Annotated in this window: 20 protein-coding genes; 16 read left to right on the forward strand and 4 right to left on the reverse strand. The window is 52.3% G+C overall.

The window, feature by feature from the left end:
* The first annotated feature begins 43 nt into the window (after window positions 1-43).
* The 3 genes from OGX97_RS01700 to sstT all read left to right on the forward strand — a co-directional run bounded on the left by OGX97_RS01700 (window position 44) and on the right by sstT (window position 3,769).
* A complete protein-coding gene (locus tag OGX97_RS01700; protein ID WP_103014960.1) occupies window positions 44-1,042 on the forward strand; it encodes a Gfo/Idh/MocA family protein in 999 nt (332 codons plus the stop codon).
* Between the two features lie 271 nt (window positions 1,043-1,313).
* Window positions 1,314-2,282 (forward strand): TerC family protein, encoded by a 969-nt coding sequence (locus OGX97_RS01705; protein ID WP_003828551.1) that lies wholly within the window; start codon window positions 1,314-1,316, stop codon window positions 2,280-2,282.
* A 242-nt stretch (window positions 2,283-2,524) separates the two neighbouring features.
* Window positions 2,525-3,769 carry a serine/threonine transporter SstT gene (gene sstT, locus OGX97_RS01710; protein ID WP_032945076.1) on the forward strand — a complete coding sequence of 415 codons (1,245 nt, stop codon included), beginning with the start codon at window positions 2,525-2,527 and terminating at the stop codon, window positions 3,767-3,769.
* Between the two features lie 16 nt (window positions 3,770-3,785).
* On the opposite strand, the gene OGX97_RS01715 is transcribed toward sstT, so the two are convergent.
* From OGX97_RS01715 to uxaC, 3 genes are all read right to left on the reverse strand, one after another.
* On the reverse strand, window positions 3,786-4,340 hold the full coding sequence (locus tag OGX97_RS01715; protein WP_032945077.1) for a YgjV family protein: 555 nt from the start codon (window positions 4,338-4,340) through the stop codon (window positions 3,786-3,788).
* A 138-nt stretch (window positions 4,341-4,478) separates the two neighbouring features.
* Window positions 4,479-5,966, reverse strand: coding sequence for a UxaA family hydrolase (locus OGX97_RS01720; protein WP_008785871.1), 1,488 nt, complete (start codon window positions 5,964-5,966; stop codon window positions 4,479-4,481).
* 15 nt (window positions 5,967-5,981) lie between these two features.
* A complete protein-coding gene (uxaC, locus tag OGX97_RS01725) occupies window positions 5,982-7,394 on the reverse strand; it encodes a glucuronate isomerase (protein WP_235126574.1) in 1,413 nt (470 codons plus the stop codon).
* Window positions 7,395-7,866: 472 nt separating this feature from the next.
* On the opposite strand from uxaC, the gene OGX97_RS01730 reads away from it, so the two are divergent.
* The 11 genes from OGX97_RS01730 to OGX97_RS01780 all read left to right on the forward strand — a co-directional run bounded on the left by OGX97_RS01730 (window position 7,867) and on the right by OGX97_RS01780 (window position 15,146).
* A complete protein-coding gene (locus OGX97_RS01730; RefSeq protein ID WP_003828557.1) occupies window positions 7,867-9,168 on the forward strand; it encodes an MFS transporter in 1,302 nt (433 codons plus the stop codon).
* A gap of 134 nt (window positions 9,169-9,302) precedes the next feature.
* The gene (gene exuR / locus OGX97_RS01735; protein WP_003828559.1) at window positions 9,303-10,079 is read left to right on the forward strand and encodes a transcriptional regulator ExuR; all 777 of its coding nucleotides are present in this window, start codon (window positions 9,303-9,305) and stop codon (window positions 10,077-10,079) included.
* 348 nt (window positions 10,080-10,427) lie between these two features.
* The gene (yqjA, locus tag OGX97_RS01740) at window positions 10,428-11,090 is read left to right on the forward strand and encodes a DedA family general envelope maintenance protein YqjA (RefSeq protein WP_003828561.1); all 663 of its coding nucleotides are present in this window, start codon (window positions 10,428-10,430) and stop codon (window positions 11,088-11,090) included.
* A gap of 18 nt (window positions 11,091-11,108) precedes the next feature.
* Window positions 11,109-11,477 carry an EnvZ/OmpR regulon moderator MzrA gene (mzrA, locus tag OGX97_RS01745; protein ID WP_162623447.1) on the forward strand — a complete coding sequence of 123 codons (369 nt, stop codon included), beginning with the start codon at window positions 11,109-11,111 and terminating at the stop codon, window positions 11,475-11,477.
* 148 nt (window positions 11,478-11,625) lie between these two features.
* The gene (locus tag OGX97_RS01750) at window positions 11,626-11,994 is read left to right on the forward strand and encodes a DUF1090 domain-containing protein (protein WP_032941739.1); all 369 of its coding nucleotides are present in this window, start codon (window positions 11,626-11,628) and stop codon (window positions 11,992-11,994) included.
* A 33-nt stretch (window positions 11,995-12,027) separates the two neighbouring features.
* Window positions 12,028-12,333: a DUF883 family protein gene (locus OGX97_RS01755; RefSeq protein WP_003024832.1), complete on the forward strand. Its 306-nt coding sequence runs from the start codon at window positions 12,028-12,030 to the stop codon at window positions 12,331-12,333.
* A gap of 2 nt (window positions 12,334-12,335) precedes the next feature.
* The gene (locus tag OGX97_RS01760; RefSeq protein WP_003828567.1) at window positions 12,336-12,731 is read left to right on the forward strand and encodes a phage holin family protein; all 396 of its coding nucleotides are present in this window, start codon (window positions 12,336-12,338) and stop codon (window positions 12,729-12,731) included.
* On the forward strand, window positions 12,731-13,030 hold the full coding sequence (locus tag OGX97_RS01765) for a YqjK-like family protein (protein ID WP_003828569.1): 300 nt from the start codon (window positions 12,731-12,733) through the stop codon (window positions 13,028-13,030). Before OGX97_RS01760 ends, OGX97_RS01765 begins: the two co-directional genes overlap by 1 nt.
* Window positions 13,031-13,203: 173 nt before the next feature.
* Window positions 13,204-13,596 carry a DoxX family protein gene (locus OGX97_RS01770; RefSeq protein ID WP_003024847.1) on the forward strand — a complete coding sequence of 131 codons (393 nt, stop codon included), beginning with the start codon at window positions 13,204-13,206 and terminating at the stop codon, window positions 13,594-13,596.
* 72 nt (window positions 13,597-13,668) lie between these two features.
* Window positions 13,669-14,655 carry a glutathione S-transferase family protein gene (locus OGX97_RS01775; RefSeq protein WP_235126558.1) on the forward strand — a complete coding sequence of 329 codons (987 nt, stop codon included), beginning with the start codon at window positions 13,669-13,671 and terminating at the stop codon, window positions 14,653-14,655.
* Window positions 14,656-14,780: 125 nt separating this feature from the next.
* Complete coding sequence (locus tag OGX97_RS01780; RefSeq protein WP_008785879.1) at window positions 14,781-15,146, forward strand: DUF805 domain-containing protein; 366 nt, start codon at window positions 14,781-14,783, stop codon at window positions 15,144-15,146.
* Between the two features lie 108 nt (window positions 15,147-15,254).
* Here the strand turns inward: OGX97_RS01780 and yhaJ are convergent, their stop codons facing one another.
* A complete protein-coding gene (yhaJ, locus tag OGX97_RS01785; RefSeq protein WP_003024855.1) occupies window positions 15,255-16,151 on the reverse strand; it encodes a DNA-binding transcriptional regulator YhaJ in 897 nt (298 codons plus the stop codon).
* A gap of 104 nt (window positions 16,152-16,255) precedes the next feature.
* Here yhaJ and OGX97_RS01790 point away from each other — a divergent pair, with 104 nt between their 5' ends.
* Both OGX97_RS01790 and OGX97_RS01795 read left to right on the forward strand, forming a co-directional pair.
* A complete protein-coding gene (locus tag OGX97_RS01790) occupies window positions 16,256-16,957 on the forward strand; it encodes a pirin family protein (RefSeq protein ID WP_003024860.1) in 702 nt (233 codons plus the stop codon).
* Window positions 16,958-16,983: 26 nt separating this feature from the next.
* On the forward strand, window positions 16,984-17,133 hold the full coding sequence (locus OGX97_RS01795) for a hypothetical protein (RefSeq protein WP_003828578.1): 150 nt from the start codon (window positions 16,984-16,986) through the stop codon (window positions 17,131-17,133).
* Window positions 17,134-17,166: the final 33 nt, after the last annotated feature.

Raw genomic sequence — 17,166 nt, forward strand, 5'->3', positions numbered from 1 at the left:
CTAAATTGACGAAAGAATCCCTTTTCGCAGCCTGAAGGCCTTTATGATACGTTTCGCAGTAATTGGCACAAACTGGATCACCCGCCAGTTTGTCGATGCCGCCCATGAAACCGGCAAGTATAAGTTAACCGCAGTCTATTCCCGTAGCCTTGAGCAGGCACAGACCTTCGCCAACGATTACCCTGTCGAACATCTGTTTACCTCACTGGAAGCGATGGCGCAAAGCGAGGCAATCGACGCTGTCTATATCGCCAGCCCGAACTCCCTGCACTTTCCACAGACCGAGCTGTTTTTGCGGCACAAAAAGCATGTTATTTGCGAAAAGCCGCTGGCCTCCAATCTGGCGCAAGCCGAAGCCGCTATCGCCTGCGCGCGTGAGAATCAGGTCGTGCTGTTTGAAGCGTTTAAAACCGCCTACCTGCCTAATTTCCTGCTGTTACAGCAATCACTACCCAGAGTAGGAAAAATCAGGAAAGCGTTTATCAATTACTGCCAGTACTCCTCGCGTTACCAGCGCTATCTGGACGGTGAAAATCCGAACACGTTTAATCCGGCGTTCTCCAATGGCTCGATTATGGATATCGGTTTTTACTGCCTGGCCTCGGCGGTTGCGCTGTGGGGCGAACCGCAGAGCGTTCAGGCCAGCGCCAGCCTGCTGGAAAGCGGCGTGGATGCCCACGGCGTGGTGGTGCTGAATTACGGTGATTTCAGCGTTACGCTCCAGCACTCAAAAGTAAGCGACTCGGTATTAGCCAGTGAAATTCAGGGCGAGTCGGGATCGCTGGTCATCGAGCATATCTCCGAATGCCAAAAGGTGTGCTTCGTGCCACGCGGGGGAAAAACGCAGGATCTGACGACGCCTCAACACATCAATACTATGCTGTATGAGGCAGAGGCTTTTGCCCATTTGGTTGAATCCGGCGAAGTAGATCACCCGGCACTGGCCGTCAGCCGTATTACCGCCAAACTGCAAACGGAGATTCGCCGCCAGACCGGCGTGGTTTTCCCGGCAGACGAAGCGGAAACATCGCTGACTGCGTAAAGGTGTGTAAAACGAATGTTGCAGGCCATTGACTGAAAGCATGGCCTGTAATATTTTGTAACCCGCAAAGGGGAGTAACTTCGTTGTCGGTTGATCGTCATTACGATGTGTGAAAAACCACATCCGGTCACCGGGCGATAACAAAGGAATACGCCACCGTATTCCTTTGTTGTTGTAAGTGAGACCTTGCCGAATGGCAAGGTCTATGCATAAAAAGCAGCGGCTAACGTCATTCGGCGTTGGCCGTTTTTTTTATGCATGGGGAAATACAATGAATACTGTCGGCACACCGTTGTTATGGGGTGGCTTCGCTGTCGTAGTGGTAATTATGCTGGCCATCGACCTGCTGTTGCAGGGGCGTCGTGGCGCGCATACGATGTCAATGAAGCAGGCTGCAGCCTGGTCTATCGTCTGGGTAACGTTGTCGTTACTGTTTAACGCTGCATTCTGGTGGTACCTGGCGGAAACCCAGGGGCGCGCCGTTGCCGACCCACAGGCGCTGGCGTTCCTTACCGGCTATTTGATCGAAAAATCACTGGCGGTAGATAACGTCTTTGTCTGGTTGATGCTCTTCAGCTACTTCTCCGTGCCGCCTGCGTTGCAGCGTCGGGTACTGGTGTATGGCGTGCTGGGTGCGATTGTGCTGCGTACGATCATGATCTTCGCGGGCAGCTGGCTTATCACCCAGTTTGAGTGGCTGTTGTACGTGTTCGGCGCGTTCCTGTTGTTTACCGGCGTGAAGATGGCGCTGGCGAAAGAAGATGCCTCCGGTATTGGCGACAGACCGTTAGTACGCTGGCTGCGCGGTCATTTGCGCATGACCGATACCATCGAAGATGAAAAATTCTTCGTGCGTAAAAACGGCCTGCTGTTTGTTACGCCGCTGATGCTGGTGTTGATTCTGGTTGAGCTGAGCGATGTGATTTTTGCCGTCGACAGTATTCCGGCTATCTTTGCCGTGACCACCGACCCGTTCATCGTGCTGACCTCGAACCTGTTTGCTATTTTGGGTCTGCGTGCGATGTACTTCCTGCTGGCGGGCGTGGCGGAGCGTTTCTCCATGCTGAAGTACGGCTTGTCGGTCATTTTGGTGTTTATCGGTATTAAGATGCTGATCGTCGATTTCTACCATATCCCGATCGCTATCTCGTTAGGCGTGGTATTTGGCATTCTGTTTGTGACGCTGATTGTGAACGCTTGGGTCAACCACCAGCACGATAAAAAGCAGCAAATACAGTAAGTTTCATCTGCTAGCTGAAAAGCCCGACAGCACACTGCGTGCGTCGGGCTTTTTGTTTATCATGTCAAAATAATGTTAAGTCAAAGTTATAAAATATGATCTCAACGCGGAATCCAGGATATTTCGCTTCCCGAACCGCGTTCTTTCCTTATACTCAGCCATGCAAACATTTGCCCGATCCTGAAAGATGCGTCAACAGAACGCACAAAGGTAAGGCAACAACACAATGAAAGGATTACTACATGACTACGCAACGTTCATCGGGGCTACTCTCGCGTTTGGCGCAAGGGAGCCTGGTTAAACAAATTTTGATCGGTTTGGTACTGGGGATTTTACTGGCACTGGTGTCAAAACCTGCGGCTGAAGCCGTTGGTTTGCTGGGTACGCTGTTCGTCGGCGCATTAAAAGCCGTCGCGCCAATTCTGGTTCTGATGCTGGTGATGGCTTCTATCGCCAACCACCAGCACGGGCAAAAAACCAATATCCGCCCCATTCTGTTCCTCTACCTGCTCGGAACATTTTCAGCGGCATTAACCGCCGTTGTCTTCAGCTTTGCTTTCCCATCAACACTGCATCTTTCCAGCAGTGCGGGGGATATCGTACCGCCGTCCGGGATTGTTGAAGTGATGCGCAGCCTGCTGATGAGCATGGTTTCTAACCCAGTTGATGCCCTGCTTAACGCTAACTATATCGGTATTCTGGTATGGGCCGTTGGTCTGGGCTTTGCACTGCGCCACGGTAATGAAACGACCAAAAATCTGGTCAATGATATGTCCAACGCCGTCACCTTTATGGTGAAACTGGTGATTCGTTTCGCGCCAATCGGTATCTTTGGTCTGGTCTCCTCTACGCTGGCAACCACCGGTTTCGCAACGCTTTGGGGCTACGCCCAACTGCTGACCGTACTGGTAGGCTGTATGCTGCTGGTGGCATTTGTGGTTAACCCACTGCTGGTCTTCTGGAAAATTCGCCGTAACCCGTACCCTCTGGTGCTGGCCTGTCTGCGTGAAAGCGGCGTGTATGCCTTCTTTACCCGCAGTTCGGCGGCAAATATTCCGGTGAACATGGCACTGTGTGAGAAACTGAATCTGGATCGTGATACCTATTCGGTGTCTATTCCGCTGGGCGCCACCATCAATATGGCTGGCGCGGCGATCACCATTACCGTACTGACGCTGGCGGCGGTGAATACGCTGGGTGTTCCGGTTGATTTACCGACTGCGCTGTTACTGAGCGTGGTGGCTTCGCTGTGTGCCTGTGGTGCATCGGGCGTGGCGGGCGGTTCTCTGCTGCTGATCCCGCTGGCGTGCAACATGTTCGGTATCCCGAATGACATCGCCATGCAGGTTGTTGCCGTTGGCTTTATCATCGGCGTATTGCAGGATTCCTGTGAAACGGCGCTGAACTCTTCTACAGACGTCCTGTTTACCGCTGCAGCCTGCCAGGCAGAAGACGAGCGTCTGGCAAATAACGCCCTGCGCGGCTAATCCCTACGCCCCTCCGTCATCGGGCGGAGGGGTTCTTTTCTTGTACGCTTTTTTCAAGTTTGAACGGATCAATTCCGCGTTTTTGCATTCGCCGGAAGCGAATAATATTCAGGCCGTTCATCACCAGAAAACTCCCTTCGATCATTGTCCCACCAATCGATCCCAGCCAGAAATTATGGATAACCCAACAGGCAGTTGCGCACCACATGACGCAGCGCACGGTTAACCCCTTGCAGCGGAACAGCGCCCAGGTGCTGGCCAGCGTGCCAATTATCGGCAACAGCTCCATCGCATGCTGTAATTTCGCCAGCCCGAGAACCAGGGTGAGGACAATAAAAACGGTCATTACCCACAGTTTGCGGGTATGCATTGAGACAAGTGTGCGGATGGTGTTGAGTTCTGCACTCATTCCCGCAGGCCAGGCACCCATCAGGAAAAAATGCACGCCGATGGTGGCGCTATAGACAGCGAGTTGCAGCCGGAACCGGCGCTCATCGCGATTGAAAAAGGTGGTAATACCGATCAGAAAGGCGATGACACCTACGCCCTGGGCCAGCCAATACGCGGTCATGCAAGCAACCCCAATTCTATCTCGTAGGCCGGATAAGGCGGGTTCGCCGCCATCCGACAACGGTTTGTGCCTGATGGCGCTGCGCTTATCAGGCCTACGGTTTGCGCAGACCTGCATGCAGGTACCATCAGGTATTTACTACAACGTTACGCCGCTTTTAAATATCGCTAACTCTCTAAAATCATTCCGCTCGTTGCAGGTTTGCTTGCCGTTGGCGAAATCAACGATGGTATCGACAAATTCTTCCAGTAACTGCGGCATCGCTTTACCATGGATCAACTGTCCAGCGTCAAAATCGATCCAGTGCTTTTTCTTCGCCGCCAGCTCGCTGTTGGTGGCAATTTTCACCGTCGGCACAAAACCACCGTAAGGTGTACCGCGACCGGTACTGAACAGCACCATATGACAGCCCGCGCCCGCCAGGGCACTGGTCGCCACCGCATCGTTACCCGGTGCGCTCAGTAGATTCAGACCATGCGTCTTCAGACGTTCGCCGTAGCGCAGTACGTCCACCACCTGGCTGGAGCCTGCTTTTTGCGTGCAACCGAGAGATTTATCTTCAAGCGTGGTGATACCGCCCGCTTTGTTACCCGGCGATGGGTTCTCGTAGATCGGCTGGTCGTGAGCAATGAAGTACTGCTTGAAGTCATTGACCATGGTGACCAGCTTGCCAAAGGTTTCTTCATCGCGGCAGTGGTCCATCAGCAGTTGCTCGGCGCCGAACATTTCCGGTACTTCGGTCAGTACGGTGGTGCCGCCGTTAGCAATCACGTAGTCAGAAAAACGACCCAGCATCGGGTTGGCGGTAATACCAGACAGGCCGTCAGAGCCGCCGCATTCCAGACCAAACTTCAGCTCGCCCAGCTTACCCGGCTCACGCTTATCGTTACGCATCACGTTGTACAACTGGTGAAGATGTTCAATCCCCGCTTCCACTTCGTCTTCCTGATGTTGGCAGACCATGAAGTGAACGCGCTCAGGATCGTACTCGCCTAAGGTTTCGCGGAAGGCATCAACCTGGTTGTTTTCACAACCAAGGCCAACCACCAGCACCGCACCCGCATTCGGATGACGCACCATGTTTTGCAGCATGGTGCGGGTGTTAATGTGGTCGTCTCCGAGCTGTGAACAGCCGTAGGTGTGGCTGAAGAGATGCACGCCGTCGATTCCTTCGGCGTCGTTAGTCTCTTTCAGAAAACGGTTCTGCATCTGGCGCGCCATGGCGTTAACACAGCCTACCGTCGGTAGGATCCACAGTTCGTTGCGCACGCCAACATCCCCGTTGGCACGACGGTAGATCTGCACATCACGATCCGCCGGTTGTGCAACTTCCGCCTGAAAATCAGGGTGGTAGCTATACGTGTCCAGGTCGCTCAGATTGGTGCGCGTGTTGTGAGCATGAATATGCTCACCCGCCGCAACGTCCACCAGCGTATGGCCAATTGGCAAACCGTATTTAATGACGTTTTCGCCTTTCGCAATATCGCGTAAAGCGAATTTATGGCCACGAGAGACCGCCTGACGCAGGGTTACCGCCTGCCCATCAACGGTGACTTCGGTTCCTTCAGCCAAATCAGCGAGCGCTACCGCGACGTTATCCAGCGCATGGATCTTGATGTATTGCATACCTTCACCCGGGCCTTAGTTCAGTTCAATGGCGAAGTAATCACGCGCATTGTTAAAGCAAATATTTCTGACCATTTCACCCAGCAACTGGATATCTGCCGGTGCTTCACCTGCAGCAACCCAACGGCCAATCATCTGGCACAGAATGCGACGGAAGTATTCATGGCGCGTGTATGACAGGAAGCTACGGCTATCGGTCAGCATGCCGACGAAACGGCTCAGCAGGCCGAGCTGGGCCAGCTGCGTCATCTGACGTTCCATCCCGTCTTTCTGATCGTTGAACCACCAGCCGGAACCGAACTGCATCTTGCCCGGCATACCTTCGCCCTGGAAGTTGCCGATCATGGTGCCCAGCACTTCGTTATCACGCGGGTTCAGGCAGTAGAGAATGGTTTTCGGCAGCAGGTTCTGTTCATTCTGCTTGCTCAGCAGTTTGGACAGCTCTTCGGCCATCGGACGGTCGTTGATGGAGTCAAAGCCAACATCCGCGCCCAGCAGTTTGAACTGACGCAGGTTGTTATTACGCAGCGCGCCGATGTGGTACTGCTGTACCCATTCGCGACGCGCGTATTCTGCGCCGAGGAACACCAGTACGGCAGTTTTAAACTGGGCAACTTCATGCTCGCTCAGGGTTTCACCCGCCAGGCGGCGCGCCAGAATACTATCCAGTTCAGATTCGTTAGATTCAGCAAACAGCACCACGTCCAGCGCGTGGTCAGAGACTTTACAGCCGTGAGCCGCGAAGTGATCCAGGCGTTTGGTCAGCGCAGTCTGCAGGTCTGCGAAGCGACGAATGTCGGTGTCGGACACTTCACCGAGCTTCGCCATGTAGTCATTAAAGGTCGCCAGCTCAATGTTAAAGGCTTTATCCGGACGCCAGCTCGGCAGCACTTTCACATCAAAGCTTCCGTCTTTAGCAACGGCCGCATGGTGCTCCAGAGAGTCGATCGGGTCATCGGTAGTGCCGACCATTTTCACATTCATCTGCTGCATGATGCCGCGCGCGGAGAATTGATCCTGCGCCAGCAGCTCGTTGCACTGGTTCCAGATTTCATCAGCAGTCGCAGGAGAAAGCAGCTTACCTGTAATACCAAACGGGCGACGTAATTCGAGGTGGGTCCAGTGGTACAGCGGGTTACCGATAGTGTGCGGAACCGTGGCGGCCCATGCGTCAAACTTCTCGCGATCGGACGCATCGCCGGTACACAAGCGCTCAGCGACGCCATTAGTACGCATCGCACGCCATTTGTAGTGATCACCCTTCAGCCAGATGTCATACAGGTTATTAAAACGGTAGTTTTCAGCGATTTGTTGCGGTGGTAAATGGCAGTGGTAATCGAAGATCGGCTGGTCTTTGGCGTAATCATGGTACAGACGGCGGGCAAATTCGGTGTCCAGCAGGAAATCTTCAGTCATAAACGGGGTCATTATCGTCTTCCTCTCAACGAGTGCGTCAGATTGCTTATGTTTTGATGTTGACAAAGTTATCACACCAATTTCCATACACTGAAGATATTTTCGTGAGTTAGATCAACAAATGGTGACAAAAAAATTACTCTCAAAGAGGTAAATCACGCGTCAAGCCGCGCCAGCGCTGGCTTTGCTGAATCGAAATAATGACCACACGAAGATTCACACTTTTGTGATGGCACTCACCTTTTAAAGCTGTATGACAAGTTATCTTTTGGCCGTCGCGATACATAAGCCGACGGAATGCAAATTACCGATGTATCACCATCGGATTGACCGGTACGGAAACCGAATTAGCACAATTATTGACATGGCAAAGTTCGGGGAGTACCGGCTTTTTTTTCGGTCCCCCCTCGTAAAAGAACATCCTCCGCCCTGAACTGGAAGATGACCGCTCGTTCGCGGACATAACAAAACGATGAGGTTTTACATGCGTAAAATTAAAGGGTTACGTTGGTACATGATTGCACTGGTGACACTTGGCACCGTGCTGGGTTACCTGACACGTAACACTGTGGCGGCAGCTGCGCCAACTCTGATGGAAGAGTTACACATCTCCACTCAACAGTATTCCTATATCATCGCAGCGTATTCTGCTGCTTACACCGTAATGCAACCCGTTGCCGGCTACGTGCTCGATGTGCTCGGCACAAAAGTTGGTTACGCGATGTTCGCCGTTCTGTGGGCCGTCTTCTGTGGCGCGACCGCACTGGCTGGCAGTTGGGGTGGACTGGCGCTGGCGCGTGGCGCGGTAGGTGCCGCTGAAGCCGCAATGATCCCTGCGGGTTTGAAAGCCAGTTCTGAGTGGTTCCCGGCAAAAGAACGTTCAATTGCCGTTGGGTACTTTAACGTCGGCTCTTCTATCGGTGCGATGATTGCTCCGCCGCTGGTCGTCTGGGCAATCGTCATGCACAGCTGGCAGATGGCATTCATTATTTCCGGTGCGCTGAGCTTCATCTGGGCGATGTGCTGGCTTGTGTTCTACAAACACCCGCGCGACCAGAAAAAACTGTCTGATGAAGAACGTGATTACATTCTGAATGGTCAGGAATCACAGCATAAAAACGCGACCTCGAAAAAAATGTCGCTCGGTCAGATCCTGCGTAACCGCCAGTTCTGGGGCATCGCGCTGCCGCGTTTCCTGGCAGAGCCGGCCTGGGGTACCTTCAACGCCTGGATCCCGCTGTTCATGTTTAAAGTCTACGGCTTTAACCTGAAAGAGATTGCGATGTTTGCCTGGATGCCGATGCTGTTTGCTGACCTGGGCTGTATCGTTGGGGGCTACTTACCGCCGCTGTTCCAGCGCTGGTTCGGCGTTAACCTGATCGTTTCACGTAAAATGGTCGTCACCATGGGCGCATTGCTGATGATTGGCCCAGGGATGATTGGTCTGTTCACCAGCCCGTACATTGCTATCGCCCTGCTGTGCGTTGGCGGCTTTGCTCACCAGGCGCTGTCCGGTGCGCTGATTACGCTTTCTTCTGACGTATTTGGTCGTAATGAAGTGGCAACGGCAAACGGCCTGACCGGTATGTCCGCCTGGCTTGCAAGTACGCTGTTTGCACTGGTTGTTGGCGCACTGGCTGACACTATCGGCTTTAGCCCGCTGTTCGCCGTACTGGCGGTATTCGACCTGCTCGGCGCACTCGTTATCTGGACGGTCTTGCAAAACAAATCGGCCAGCGAGGTCGACTCGGGATCACAGACTGGCGATCCCGCTCCGCAAAATTAACCCGCTGCTTTTCATCAAGGGTATATAATGCAAAGCCGCCAGTCATCTGGCGGCTTTTTTATCGCCGCGAGTGGAGCAGTAATCGCAAAAGTGGTATAACAAATATAGTCTGCCGTATCATGCCTGGAGCGCATATGGAAATCACCGAACCACGACGTTTGTACCAACAACTTGCAGCTGATCTGAAAGAACGCATTGAGCAAGGCGTCTATCTGGTGGGTGACAAACTCCCTGCCGAGCGCTTTATCGCAGATGAAAAAAATGTCAGCCGTACCGTGGTTCGTGAAGCAATTATCATGCTCGAGGTAGAGGGTTACGTTGAGGTGCGCAAAGGATCGGGGATCCACGTCATTTCCAACCAACCCAGACATTATGTTGCGCCAGATGAAAACCTGGAATTTGCCAGCTACGGTCCTTTCGAGCTGCTCCAGGCGCGTCAGCTCATAGAAAGCAACATTGCCGAGTTTGCCGCCACGCAGGTGACCAAACAGGACATCATGAAGCTGATGGAGATTCAGGAGAAATCACGTAACGAAAAAAGCTTTCGTGACTCCGAGTGGGATCTCCAGTTCCATGTGCAGGTCGCCCTGGCAACGCAGAACTCGGCTCTGGCCGCGATTGTTGAAAAAATGTGGACTCAGCGTATTCATAACCCCTACTGGAAGAAACTGCACGACCACATCGACCTGCGCACGGTTGATAACTGGTGTGATGACCATGACCAGATCCTTCGGGCGCTGATTCGCAAAGATCCTCATGCCGCCAAACTGGCGATGTGGCAGCATCTTGAGAACACGAAGCAGATGCTGTTTAACGAAACCAGCGATGATTTTGAGTTCAATGCGGACCGTTATCTATTTACCGAAAATCCGGTCGTTCACCTCGATACAGCGGCTAACAGCGCAAAATAAACAATCTTATCAATGCAGGCGCGACCACGCGCCTGTTTCTGACACTTGGTAAGCGTTAGGTATAAAGTGTCAGCCTGTGTAAATCCTCTCGCCTCCCTCCATTGCGATAAGCAAAATCACAGTTCAACAACCGTAATTTCTATAACGGACTACGTTGACCTTTGTTACAATTAGATGCTGTTTGAATTTTTGTGTTTAAGAGCTTGCTAACTTCACAACTTTACAGGGAATAGTTCAGGCCGTGAATTTGTATCAAACCGCGAGTCATGTAAAAAATATTAATAAAATCGTGGTGTTACAAAACCCAGAAAACCGGCATGACGATAACCGATTCTCCAGGAATATTGAATGGAACTACTGACTCAATTACTAAATGCTTTATGGGCTCAGGATTTTGAAACGCTGGCCAATCCTTCCATGATTGGCATGCTCTATTTTGTACTCTTTACCATTTTGTTTCTGGAAAACGGACTGCTGCCAGCAGCCTTTTTACCTGGCGACAGTTTGCTGGTACTGGTCGGCGTACTTATTGCCAAAGGCGCAATGGGTTTTCCGCAAACGGTGCTACTACTCACCACCGCAGCCAGCCTCGGTTGCTGGCTCAGCTATATACAAGGTCGATGGTTGGGCAATACCCGCACAGTGCAAAACTGGTTATCTCATCTTCCTGCACATTACCATCAGCGTGCGCATCATCTGTTCCATAAGCATGGCTTGTCTGCGCTGCTGGTCGGTCGCTTTATCGCGTTTGTCAGAACATTACTGCCGACCATCGCAGGATTGTCCGGCCTGAACAATGCGCGCTTTCAGTTCTTCAACTGGATGAGCGGACTGCTTTGGGTCCTTATTCTCACATCGTTGGGCTATCTGCTTGGCAAAACACCGGTGTTTCTCAAATATGAAGATCAGCTGATGTCTTGCCTGATGCTGCTTCCTGTGGTGTTACTGGTGTTTGGTCTGGCAGGTTCACTGGTTGTTCTTTGGAAAAAGAAATACGGGAACCGAGGGTAAATTATGCTGAAATCATGCATAACGCTCCGACGACTTGCCTGGTCCACCACTTTTATGTTGTTCATCGGCGCATTGCTCCTGACCTGGTCGGTCATTCGCCAGCAGGAGTCAACGCTTGCCATTCGTGCCGTAAACCAGGGAGCCAGCATGCCTGATGGCTTCTCTATCTGGCATCACCTGGATGCCAACGGCATTCGTTTTAAAAGCATCACTCCGCAAAATGACGCCCTGCTGATTACCTTTGATTCCAGTGCACAGAGCGCAGCGGCGAAGGTCGTACTGGATCGAACGTTACCGCACGGTTTCGTTATCGCTCAGCAGGATGATAATAATCAGGCGGTTCAGTGGTTATCCCGCTTACGTGAGACCCCACACCGTTTTGGTTAATTTCCAGGAATCTGAATTAGATCACTCACTTTGGTGATTTCACCGTTTAGCGCCTATGATTAATAAACTGGGTTTATGACCCAACGCTTTATTATTCTGGAGCATCGACCCTAAACGACGAGGTCGAATCACAATGGAAGGTTCAAGAATGAAATACCGCATCGCTTTGGCAATTAGCCTTTTCGCTCTCAGTGCCGGCAGCTACGCCACCACCCTCTGTCAGGAAAAAGAACAAGACATTCAGCGGGAGATTAGCTATGCCGAAAAACACAACAATCAGAGCCGTATCAATGGGCTGAATAAAGCGCTGAGCGAAGTCAGAGCAAACTGTACTGACAGCAAACTGCGCGCCAACCATCAGAAAAAAATCGCCGAGCAGAAAAATGAGATTGCCGAGCGTCAACGTGACTTAGCCGAAGCTAAGCAAAAAGGCGATGCGGATAAGGTAGCAAAGCGTGAACACAAGCTTGCTGAAGCCCAGCAAGAGCTAAAAGAACTCGAGACCCGCGATTACTAAGTACGGTAACTAGCCACTCAACTGGAGAAAACTATGTCGAAAGATAATGCTACGGAAAACCTGCGCGCTGAGCTGAAATCTCTTGCGGATACGCTTGAAGAAGTACTTAGCTCCTCTGGCGATAAGTCGAAGGAAGAGATGAGTAAAATTCGCAGCAAAGCCGAACATGCGCTGCGCGAGAGCCGCCATCGTCTGAGTGAAACCAGCGATGTAATTGCCAAACAGACCCGTGAGGCCGCGGCTAAAGCCGATAACTACGTGCGCGAAAACCCATGGACAGGCGTCGGCATTGGCGCTGCAGTCGGTGTGGTGCTTGGTGTACTGCTGTCGCGCCGTTAACAATGGCTGATTCTCAACACGCACAAGGTCCAGGCAAAGGCGTACTGGGTATTGGACAGCGGATCCTGACGATTCTCGTTGAGATCGTAGAAACACGGCTGCGGCTGGCCGTCGTTGAGCTGGAAGAGGAAAAAGCCAATCTCATCCAGATCCTGCTGATGCTTGGGCTGACTATGCTGTTCGCGGCGTTTGGCCTGATGAGCCTGATGGTGCTTATCATCTGGGCCATTGACCCTCAATACCGCCTGAACGCCATGATTGCCACCACCGTTGTGCTGTTGCTGTTAGCGCTGATTGGCGGGATATGGACGCTGCGTAAAGCACGTAAAACAACGCTGCTACGCCATACACGCCAGGAACTCGCTAATGACAGGCAAGCCCTGGAGGATGATGCATAATGAGCAGCAAAGTCGAACGTCAAAAGCGTAAGGCGCAACTGCTTGGACAGATCCAGCAGCAACGGCTGGATCTGTCTGCGACTCGCCGCGACTGGCTGGAAGCCACCGAGGTCTACGATCGTGGCTGGAAGACGCTACTGAACCTGCGTGGCTGGGTGTTGGTCGGGAGCAGTATTATGGCGGTTCGCACCATCCGCAACCCGAATCTGCTGGTACGCTGGGCTAAGCGCGGCTTTAGCGTCTGGAGTATCTGGCGTCTGGTGAAATCGACCATCAGACAGCAGCAACTGCGCGGCTAATCCTTTCCTTGCCCCCAACCTCAAAATTTTTGAAAAATACTGACAGTTTTCCTTGCTAACAATTCTCATTAAGCACGTTTATGATTCTCTCCATCGACAGCAACGACGCGCTCTGCAGCGTCGATGCACAAAAAAACACAATAAGCCGCCTGAGTGGTTTCCTGGAGAGTATGATGAAGAAATTAGAAGATGTTGGTGTACTGGTAGCGCGCATTCTGATGCCAATCCTGTTTATTACCGCAGGTTGGGGAAAAATCACCGGATATGCGGGTACCCAACAGTACATGGAAGCCATGGGCGTCCCAGGATTTATGCTGCCGCTGGTGATTCTGCTTGAGTTTGGCGGCGGTCTGGCAATTCTGTTCGGTTTCCTGACCCGTACAACCGCGCTGTTCACCGCAGGCTTCACATTGCTGACGGCGTTCCTCTTCCACAGCAACTTTGCGGAAGGTGTGAACTCTCTGATGTTCATGAAAAACCTGACCATCGCAGGCGGTTTCCTGCTGCTGGCTATCACCGGTCCAGGCGCATTTAGTATTGACCGCGTGCTGAATAAAAAGTGGTAAGCAAACTATACTGAACACATCAAAAAGCGAGGAGATATCTCCTCGCTTTTGCTATCTGAGGAGGCGAAAATCATGGGACAACTGATTGACGGCATCTGGCATGACACCTGGTACGACACCAAATCAACCGGTGGAAAATTTCAACGTTCTGCATCGGCTTTCCGTAACTGGCTCACCGCGGATGGCGCGCCTGGCCCGACCGGTGAAGGTGGCTTTGCTGCCGAAAAAGACCGCTATCATCTGTACGTTTCTCTGGCCTGTCCGTGGGCGCATCGCACGCTGATTTTGCGCAAACTCAAAGGGCTGGAACCGTTTATTTCCGTTTCTGTTGTGCATCCGCTGATGCTGGAAAACGGCTGGACCTTTGACGATAACTTCCCGGCGGCAACCGGCGATACCCTGTATCAACACGAATTTCTTTATCAGCTCTATTTACACGCCGATCCGCACTACAGCGGTCGGGTCACCGTTCCGGTGCTGTGGGATAAAAAGAACCACACCATTGTCAGCAACGAATCTGCAGAAATCATCCGCATGTTTAACACCGCGTTTGATGCGCTGGGCGCCAAAGCCGGAGATTACTATCCCCCTGCCCTGCAAAGCAAAATCGACGAGCTGAACGACTGGATTTATGACAACGTTAATAACGGCGTGTATAAAGCCGGATTTGCCACCAGTCAGGAAGCCTACGACGACGCCGTGGATAACGTCTTTCAATCTCTGGCACGGCTGGAGCAGATCCTTGGGCAACATCGCTACCTGACCGGCGACCAGTTAACCGAGGCCGACATTCGCCTGTGGACCACGCTGGTACGCTTTGATCCCGTGTATGTCACCCACTTCAAGTGCGACAAACACCGGATTAGCGACTATCTGAACCTGTACGGTTTCCTGCGTGATATCTACCAGATACCGGGTATTGCGGAAACCGTCAATTTCGATCATATCCGCAATCACTACTTCCGTAGCCACAAAACCATTAACCCGACCGGCATTATTTCTGTTGGGCCGTGGCAGGACCTCAACGAACCTCATGGGCGTGACGAGCGTTTCGCATGATATACACAGGCCCCCATTTGGGGGCTAAATAATTAATACCGTAAATATTTACCATCATTTCATTCACAGCTATTCTTAATTTGATTACTTTAAAAACAAGTAATTGAATGCAGAACGAGGCAAAAATGGATTGGTATTTAAACGTATTAAAGAATTACTTTGGTTTTGGTGGCCGCGCGCGTCGTAAAGAATACTGGATGTTTGTGCTGGTCAACATCATCTTCACATTCGTGCTGGGTATTCTGGACAGAATGTTTGGCTGGGAGCGCGCCGGTGGAGAAGGCATATTAACGACGATTTACGGGGTTCTGGTCTTTATTCCGTGGTGGGCGGTACAGTTCCGGCGTTTACATGACACCGATCGTTCAGCCTGGTGGCTACTGGTGCTGCTGATCCCGATCGTAGGCTGGCTGGTGATCATCATTTTCAACTGTCAAAACGGGACTCAGGGGAGCAACCGCTTCGGGCCCGATCCCAAACAGTTATCCTGACGTAGCATATGTAGATGCCTGATGGCGCTGCGCTTATCAGGCCTACAACATACTCCGTCTTCCAGGCCGGATAAGGTGCTTCGCACCGCATCCGGCGTAACAGTCAGGCTATTTACCCGCAAACAGCTTGGGGATTTCCCGCAGACACCAGGATTTCGCCTCGCCCATGCTGTCACGACGCCAGGCCATAATAATATCTATCTCGCTTGTCGATTCCGGACTAACGACCCGCAGCCGACCAGCCGCAATATCCTCTTCCACCAGTGGGTACGGCATCGTCGCCACGCCAAGTCCTGCCAACAGCGCCTGACGTTTATCTTCTATCGTACTCACCGTCAGACGCGGCTGCTTATCCAGCAGTTGAACCGTCAGCACCGGACGTTCACGGGCGGTATCCGCCACCGCGATCCCACGGTATTTAACGCGGGTGACTTCCGATAACGGTTCCGGCTCCTGATGAATGGGATGATCCGGGGCCGCTACATAGACGTTCATCAGCGAGTACAGCTTGCGCGAGTTGATTTCTGAGGATGAGCGAAAATGCATATCCGGCGCAATCACGATATCCGCCCGCCCCTGCTCAAGACGCTCCCACGCCCCGGCCAGAACTTCGGTAATAACGGAAAGCTGGGTATTGGCCTTCCCGGCAAGCCTGTCGATCAGCGGGAAAAAAGCCGCCGTCGGCACCAGCGCTTCGGTAACGATAGTCAGATGCGTTTCCCAACCGCGAGCCAATGCTTCGGCATCGGTAGTCAGTTTATCCGCAGCTTCCAGCAGTACGCGCCCGCGCTCCAGCAACATACGCCCAACGTTAGTGAATTTTGTGCGGTGGCCTGAGCGGTCAAACAGCACCACGTCCAGCTCTTCCTCCAGCTTCTGCATGGTATAGCTAAGTGCGGAAGGAACGCGTCCCAGTTCGTCTGCCGCAGCAGCAAAACTACCGCGTCTGTCTATTGCGTCCATGACGCGTAACGCTTCAAGCGTTAAAGCCCTTTCTTTGGCCATCTCGTTCTCATTCAGGAAATTTGAACATACCGGGCAGAATATCTGGCTAACAATGCAGCGTCTAGCCATTTAACATAAAAGGAAGTAAAGAGAGGTCAAGAACTATGATTACTACCCGTACAGCCAAACAATGCGGGCAAGCAGACTACGGCTGGCTGCAGGCCCGTTATACCTTCTCCTTTGGACACTATTTTGATCCTAAACTGCTGGGTTATGCCTCGCTGCGTGTTCTGAACCAGGAAGTTCTGGCACCGGGGGCCTCTTTCCAGCCACGGACCTATCCGAAGGTGGATATCGTCAATCTGATCCTCGAAGGGGAAGCGGAGTACCGAGACAGCGAAGGCAACCATATCAAGGCCAAAGCAGGTGAAGTTTTGCTGCTCGCGACACAGCCCGGGATTAGCTATAGCGAACACAATATCAGCAAAGACAAACCGTTAACCCGGATGCAGCTCTGGCTGGACGCCTGCCCGCAGCGTGAAAACGCCTGTGTACAGAAAGCCACGCTGGGCACCGGTAAGCATCAGTTGCTGGCCTCGCCGGACGGTGAACAAGGCAGCCTGCATCTGCGCCAACAGGTATGGGTGCACCACGTTGAGCTACAGCAAGGTGAATCGTTGAGTTTTCAGTTACATGGGCCACGTGCTTATTTACAGTCGATTCACGGCAGATTCCATGCGGTGACGTCTGGCGCCGAAAAAGAAGCGCTCACCTGTGGCGATGGGGCATTTATTCGTGACGAAACTAACATAACGTTAGTCGCCGATACCCCGCTGCGCGCTTTGCTGATAGATTTGCCCGTATAGTCAGGGAAAACAATGGAGTACGACTATTGAGCAAGAAATCATCAAAAAAACGCCAGCCTCAGGTTGAGCCGAAAAAACAAGAAACAGTTACCTTCGGCTATGAAGAAATGCTGACAGAGCTGGAAGCGATTGTGGCCGATGCCGAACTACGGCTGGAAGACGAAGAAGCCGCCTGAACAGGCGGCTTAGACTTATGCCGGGTGGCGGCA

The sequence above is a fragment of the Citrobacter sp. Cpo061 genome (assembly GCF_030332845.1).
GTDB classification, from domain to species: Bacteria; Pseudomonadota; Gammaproteobacteria; order Enterobacterales; family Enterobacteriaceae; genus Citrobacter; species Citrobacter portucalensis.

Coding starts and splice junctions, on each gene's coding strand:
- OGX97_RS01765 (WP_003828569.1), top strand. CDS start 12,731: ATGAGCAGCAAAGTCGAACGTCAAAAGCGTAAGGCGCAACTGCTTGGA.
- OGX97_RS01715 (WP_032945077.1), bottom strand. CDS start 4,340: ATGACCGCGTATTGGCTGGCCCAGGGCGTAGGTGTCATCGCCTTTCTG.
- OGX97_RS01700 (WP_103014960.1), top strand. CDS start 44: ATGATACGTTTCGCAGTAATTGGCACAAACTGGATCACCCGCCAGTTT.
- exuR (WP_003828559.1), top strand. CDS start 9,303: ATGGAAATCACCGAACCACGACGTTTGTACCAACAACTTGCAGCTGAT.
- OGX97_RS01790 (WP_003024860.1), top strand. CDS start 16,256: ATGATTACTACCCGTACAGCCAAACAATGCGGGCAAGCAGACTACGGC.
- OGX97_RS01760 (WP_003828567.1), top strand. CDS start 12,336: ATGGCTGATTCTCAACACGCACAAGGTCCAGGCAAAGGCGTACTGGGT.
- OGX97_RS01750 (WP_032941739.1), top strand. CDS start 11,626: ATGAAATACCGCATCGCTTTGGCAATTAGCCTTTTCGCTCTCAGTGCC.
- OGX97_RS01780 (WP_008785879.1), top strand. CDS start 14,781: ATGGATTGGTATTTAAACGTATTAAAGAATTACTTTGGTTTTGGTGGC.
- uxaC (WP_235126574.1), bottom strand. CDS start 7,394: ATGACCCCGTTTATGACTGAAGATTTCCTGCTGGACACCGAATTTGCC.
- yhaJ (WP_003024855.1), bottom strand. CDS start 16,151: ATGGCCAAAGAAAGGGCTTTAACGCTTGAAGCGTTACGCGTCATGGAC.
- OGX97_RS01720 (WP_008785871.1), bottom strand. CDS start 5,966: ATGCAATACATCAAGATCCATGCGCTGGATAACGTCGCGGTAGCGCTC.
- OGX97_RS01755 (WP_003024832.1), top strand. CDS start 12,028: ATGTCGAAAGATAATGCTACGGAAAACCTGCGCGCTGAGCTGAAATCT.
- OGX97_RS01775 (WP_235126558.1), top strand. CDS start 13,669: ATGGGACAACTGATTGACGGCATCTGGCATGACACCTGGTACGACACC.
- sstT (WP_032945076.1), top strand. CDS start 2,525: ATGACTACGCAACGTTCATCGGGGCTACTCTCGCGTTTGGCGCAAGGG.
- yqjA (WP_003828561.1), top strand. CDS start 10,428: ATGGAACTACTGACTCAATTACTAAATGCTTTATGGGCTCAGGATTTT.
- OGX97_RS01730 (WP_003828557.1), top strand. CDS start 7,867: ATGCGTAAAATTAAAGGGTTACGTTGGTACATGATTGCACTGGTGACA.
- OGX97_RS01770 (WP_003024847.1), top strand. CDS start 13,204: ATGAAGAAATTAGAAGATGTTGGTGTACTGGTAGCGCGCATTCTGATG.
- OGX97_RS01705 (WP_003828551.1), top strand. CDS start 1,314: ATGAATACTGTCGGCACACCGTTGTTATGGGGTGGCTTCGCTGTCGTA.